The sequence below is a fragment of the uncultured Nostoc sp. genome (genome assembly GCF_964247315.1).
Lineage (GTDB): Bacteria > Cyanobacteriota > Cyanobacteriia > Cyanobacteriales > Nostocaceae > Nostoc.
In genome coordinates this window covers 1-5,548 of record NZ_CAXTTT010000220.1, presented here as the reverse complement: position 1 = coordinate 5,548, position 5,548 = coordinate 1, and the positions used below count along the sequence as shown (strand labels likewise).

4 protein-coding genes are annotated in these 5,548 nt (G+C 42.7%); 3 read left to right on the top strand and 1 reads right to left on the bottom strand.

All coding sequences use genetic code 11. The features are described 5' to 3' along the window. Positions 1–648: ISAs1 family transposase (locus ACFE93_RS33800; protein ID WP_375480367.1), on the top strand; the 648-nt coding region annotated here is incomplete at its 5' end. Positions 649–836: 188 nt separating this feature from the next. Here ACFE93_RS33800 and uvrA read toward each other — a convergent pair. Next, positions 837–3,725, bottom strand: coding sequence for an excinuclease ABC subunit UvrA (gene uvrA, locus ACFE93_RS33795; protein ID WP_375480365.1), 2,889 nt, complete (start codon positions 3,723–3,725; stop codon positions 837–839). A gap of 182 nt (positions 3,726–3,907) precedes the next feature. Here uvrA and ACFE93_RS33790 point away from each other — a divergent pair, with 182 nt between their 5' ends. Next, entirely contained in the window at positions 3,908–4,654 is a 747-nt protein-coding gene (locus ACFE93_RS33790) for a Uma2 family endonuclease (RefSeq protein ID WP_375480363.1), read from the top strand. Between the two features lie 63 nt (positions 4,655–4,717). Then, positions 4,718–5,488: a Uma2 family endonuclease gene (locus ACFE93_RS33785; RefSeq protein WP_375480361.1), complete on the top strand. Its 771-nt coding sequence runs from the start codon at positions 4,718–4,720 to the stop codon at positions 5,486–5,488. Positions 5,489–5,548: the final 60 nt, after the last annotated feature.

The following is a 5,548-nucleotide window of genomic DNA, read 5'->3' as shown; positions in this document are numbered from 1 at the left end:
CAGGTTACGATAATATCTTTAGTCTACGTCTTAATCGCCTTGGCGGTTGCTATATCTAGCTGCATCATCACCATTGATGCAATGGGCACTGAGAAATCCATTGCCCAAAAAATCATCGCCGCAAATGCTGATTATATTTTGAGCCTGAAAGATAATCACCCTAAGCTGCACCAACAAGTGAAAAATTGGTTTGAAATAGCACAATCTCTTAGATTTAAAGATGTTGATGTGAATATTAGTCAACGGATAGAAAAAGGACATCACCGCATCGAGAATCGTCAGGTTTACACCGTATCAGTGTCACAACTTCCTATACTTCATGAACAAGATTTGTGGGCAGGACTGACAACAGTAGTTATGGTAGTACGTTCCATTCAGCATTGGAATCAAACTAGCTATGAGGTGCAATTTTATATTTCCAGTCTCGCCAGTGATGCTAATAAAATTGGTAGCGCCATTCGACAGCATTGGGAAATAGAAAATTCTGTTCATTGGACATTAGATGTCACTTTTAATGAAGATGAATGTCGAATTCGTTCTCTGCACAGTCCACAGAATTTTGCTTTGCTACGTCGCATTGCTCTTAATGCCTTGTATCGAATGAAAACATACATTCTTTCCATAGTTCAGCAAACTCTTCCTCTGTAGGCTGGTAATAGCCAGGAAATAAATCACGCATAATCATTTTTTGATAATTCCCTAATATATATGTTTAAATTATAGTGTGTATTTATACAATTATAACACGCAACAATAAAAAAGGGGTTCTTAATAAAAGTCCTTGTTTTCGCATTCTTTGCTTTGCGTCTTTGCACCTTGACGTGAGACAAAAAACTCTACTTCTTCATCGCCGGATACTGTTGCAATACCTGCTGCAAATATTGCCCAGTATAAGACCTGGGATTTTTTGCAACTTCCTCCGGTGTACCCACAGCAATCAATTCTCCCCCTTTATCGCCACCTTCTGGCCCCAAATCTATCACCCAGTCAGAACAACGAATTACATCTAAGTTGTGTTCAATTACTAAAATGGAATTGCCTTTATCCACCAATCGTTGCAACACATCTAACAATTTGTGGACATCATAAAAAGATAACCCTGTTGTTGGTTCATCGATTAAATAAAGTGTTTTACCTGTAGCGCGTCGAGATAGTTCTGTTGCCAATTTCACCCGTTGCGCTTCACCACCAGATAAAGTAGTCGCAGGTTGTCCTAATTGGACATAACCCAACCCAACATCAAATAAAGTTTGCAAACGCGCGATCGCTTTGGGAATATTCTGGAAAAAGTCTAAACTTTCCTCAACTGTCATTCTCAGAACATCAGAAATAGACTTATCTTTGTACTTCACCTGCAAAGTCTCGCGGTTGTATCTCGCACCTTTACAAATTTCGCATTGCACGTAAACATCCGGGAGAAAGTTCATTTCAATAACATTTACACCCTGTCCGCTACAAGCTTCGCAACGTCCACCTTTAACGTTGAAGGAAAATTGTCCGGGTTTGTAACCCCTAGCTTTGGCTTCTACTGTTTGGGAAAATACATCCCGAATCGCATCAAAAATCCCTGTGTAAGTTGCAGGGTTGGAACGTGGTGTGCGTCCAATGGGAGATTGATCGATAACGATCGCTTTATCAATCGCGTTTAATCCCTGAATTTTATCTAAATGTCTAGGTAGGGGAACTTTCTTAGTTAAATGGTGTTGCAGAGATGGGTACAGTAATTCGTTAATCAGGGTAGATTTGCCAGAACCAGACACACCAGTGATGGAGACGAGTTTACCTAGCGGAATATCTACATCTATATTTTGTAAATTGTTGCGATGAGCATTTTTAATTCCCAAACTGCGCCCATTTCCTTCTCGGCGTTCTGCTGGTGTGGTAATTACCCGTCTTCCTGATAAATATGCACCCGTCAAGGAATCTTCTGCTGCTAATAACGCCTGAAAATCACCTTGGGCGATAATATTTCCGCCGTGAATTCCTGCACCAGGGCCAATATCAACTATATGGTTAGCTGCACGAATTGTTTCTTCATCGTGTTCAACGACAATTAATGTATTACCCAAATCGCGTAATTTCGTTAAAGTTTTAAGCAACCTGCCATTATCTCGTTGATGCAAACCAATACTCGGTTCATCTAAAACGTAAAGAACTCCTGTTAAACCAGAACCAATTTGCGTTGCTAGACGAATTCGTTGGGCTTCGCCACCAGAAAGAGTCATGGCGGGACGATCAAGGGTGAGGTAATCTAAACCTACATCTAACAAAAATTGCAATCTAGCTTTGATTTCTCTCAGGACTAAATCAGCAATTTGCAACTGGCGATCGCTCAACTTAAATTGCTCAATTCTCTCTCGACAATCCCGAATTGATACGGTAGTCAATTCTAAAATTCCATATTGTCCCAACTTCACCGCCAAGGCTTCTGGTTTTAACCGTTTTCCTTTACAAACTTCACACGGTTGATCGATTAAATACTGCTCTAATTTTTGTTTAACTAATTCTGAACCACCCTCATATTGTCGTTGCAAAATCGGAATAGCACCTTTAAAACTCTGCTTTCTCTGTGCCTCTGCGGCTCGTTCATCTTTGTCTCCAAACAAAATAATTTGTTGCTGTTCTTCTGTCAGCTTGCTCCAATTTGTCTGTAACTCAAACCCGTAAATCTGTCCCACACTATAGAGTAATTCCAAGTAATAAGAATTATCTTTTTCTGACCAAGGCGCGATCGCAGCATAAACTGGCGCTTCCCAGTCAGGTACGATCAAGTCTGGTGCAAATCTTCTTAAAGTTCCGATGCCATGACAGTGCGGACAAGCACCATAAGGTGAGTTAAAGGAAAACAATCGCGGTGATAGTTCTTCCATTACCGCCCCATGTTCTGGACAAGCAAAGTTTTCCGAAAATACTAATTCTTCTTCTTTTTCTTGTCCGTCGTCACCAAGCAGACTCACAAGAATAGCTGCAATCCCACCCGATTGCTTCAGACACGTAGACAAAGAATCAACTAAACGCTCCTGAATATCAGGCTTTTTCACCAAGCGGTCAATTACCACTTCGATGGTGTGGGTAAAATTTTTATCCAATTCAATGGAATCTGACAGTTCGCGGATCTCGCCATTGATCCGCACGCGGACAAAACCTTGAGATGCCAGACTTGACAAAAGCTTACGATGTGTGCCTTTTTTCCCCCTAACAACGGGTGCAAGAATTTGGAAGCGGGTGCGATCTGGTAATTCCATGATGCGATCGCACATCTCATCGATTGTCTGGGGTGCAATACAGCGATCGCATATCGGACAATGGGGTTCGCCAGCTCGACCAAATAACAGCCGCAGATAGTCGTAAATCTCCGTCACCGTCCCGACAGTGGAACGGGGGTTATGAGAGGTTGACTTTTGGTCAATGGAAATTGCTGGACTTAAGCCTTCAATCGCCTCCACATCCGGTTTATCCAGTTGTCCGAGAAATTGCCTTGCGTAGGCGCTGAGGGATTCCACATAGCGACGTTGCCCTTCAGCGAAAATGGTATCAAATGCTAGGGAAGACTTACCAGAACCAGAAACGCCAGTGAATACGATTAGGCGATCGCGTGGCAATTCCAAGTCAATATTTTTCAGATTATGCTGCCTAGCACCCCGAATCCGAATGGTATTCTGGCTGTTGTGGCTGGGGTACGGAAGATGTCCATTCAAGGATGCTGCTAGCTGTTTGTCTGACATATTGGGCGGCGAAGAAGGAGTTTCTGATGAAACAGTCCTTAATAATACTATCTTTAATCTGTTAATAGTAGAACAATCGTACTGTTTTAGTTAGTTATCGTTCTAAATTCATGCCGCAGACATCATTAAGAGTCTGCTAATTTGGAAGCATCCCGATTAAATATCCTTCTGAGGGCGAAGCTATGGTATCGCAAATCCAACCGCCGACGCAGCCAGAGGTCATCTACCCAGATAGTGACGGACAACCAGTAGCTAATAATACCATACAGTTTGGCTGGATTGTAGAAATTAAGCAGAATATAGAGTGGCTATTTGCTGACGATCCAAATGTTTTTGTCGCCGGGGATTTATTTTGGTATCCGGTAGAGGGACATAACACAATTGTTAACGCCCCAGATGTGCTGGTGGTATTGGGTAGACCAAAAGGCGTAGGCGTAGCCCGTCGTAGACATCGCCTGTGCTACCAACAATGGAAGGAGGAGGGAGTTGCACCACAAGTAGTGTTTGAAATTCTTTCTCCCAGCAACACCCAAACTGAAATGGACAAGAAATTACTTTTCTACGATCGCTATGGCGTGGAAGAGTACTACATTTACGATCCCGATCGCAATAATTTGCATGGCTGGTTGCGTGGTGAAGATGGGTTAGATGTCATCCCCCAAATGGAAGATTGGGTAAGTCCTCGATTAAAAATTCGCTTTGCTCTATCACCAGAGGGTTTGCAGTTATATCGCCCTGATGGAGAAAGGTTTTTAACTTATACAGAAATTTCTCGCAACGCCGAGCAAGAACGACAACGGGCGGAACTTGCAGAACAAGCCAGAAGAGATGCCATACCTCGATTATTGCAAATGAATTTGAGCATCGAACAGATTGCCCAAGCTTTGGGATTGTCAGTGGAAGAAGTGCGAACCCTTGCTCAGGAGTAACGCCATGTGCAATTTTTTAATCGGGCGATTAGAAATTGAATTTGTACTTGAGATATTCTGATTATGCTAGCCAATGCAGCCATCCATGATGTCACCTGGGAAAAGTTACCTGATGATTTTGTTTTAGACAACGAGCCAGTGGATAACATTAATCAGCCACTATTGGCTGCTGCTTTAACAGAAAGCTTGGAACTTGCCAGCAGACTACCCACCGATGCTTTAACCATCACTAACTACGGTATTTGTGCCACCTTGAATAATCGATTTGTGGTCAAAGCGCCAGATTGGGGTTATGTATCATCTATTCGAGTCTCACTAGAAGAAGTGAAGCGCAGTTATACGCCACAACTCCAAGGTGATATTCCGGTAATTGTGATGGAATTTCTCTCAGATACCGAAGGTGGAGAGTATTCGAGTAAACCGACCTATCCTCCTGGTAAATGGTTTTATTATGAGCAGATTTTACAAGTGCCAAACTATGCCATTTTTGAACCAGATAGCGGAGTGTTGGAAGTTTATCGGCGAGATGATTTAGGATACTATCAACTGCAAACACCAGATGCAAATAATCGTCACTGGATTGCCGAAATAAATTTGTTTTTAGGCGTATGGCAAGGAAGCCGAGAAAACCGCACAGGTTATTGGTTACGTTGGTGGGATGATAACGGCGAACTATTACTATGGGGTTTGGAGTTAGCAGCAAAGGAACGACAAGAGAAAAACGCTGCTCAACAGCTTGTAGAACAAGAACGCCAGCGTGCAGAACAAGAAAGTCAGCGTGCAGAGAGATTAGCAGCTCAGTTAAAAGCGTTGGGAGTGGAACCGGAGATTTAACTCGGAACTTCGACCTTTATGCTCGGTCGTTGGTGTTCAGAACTCGGAAGTTCGACCTTT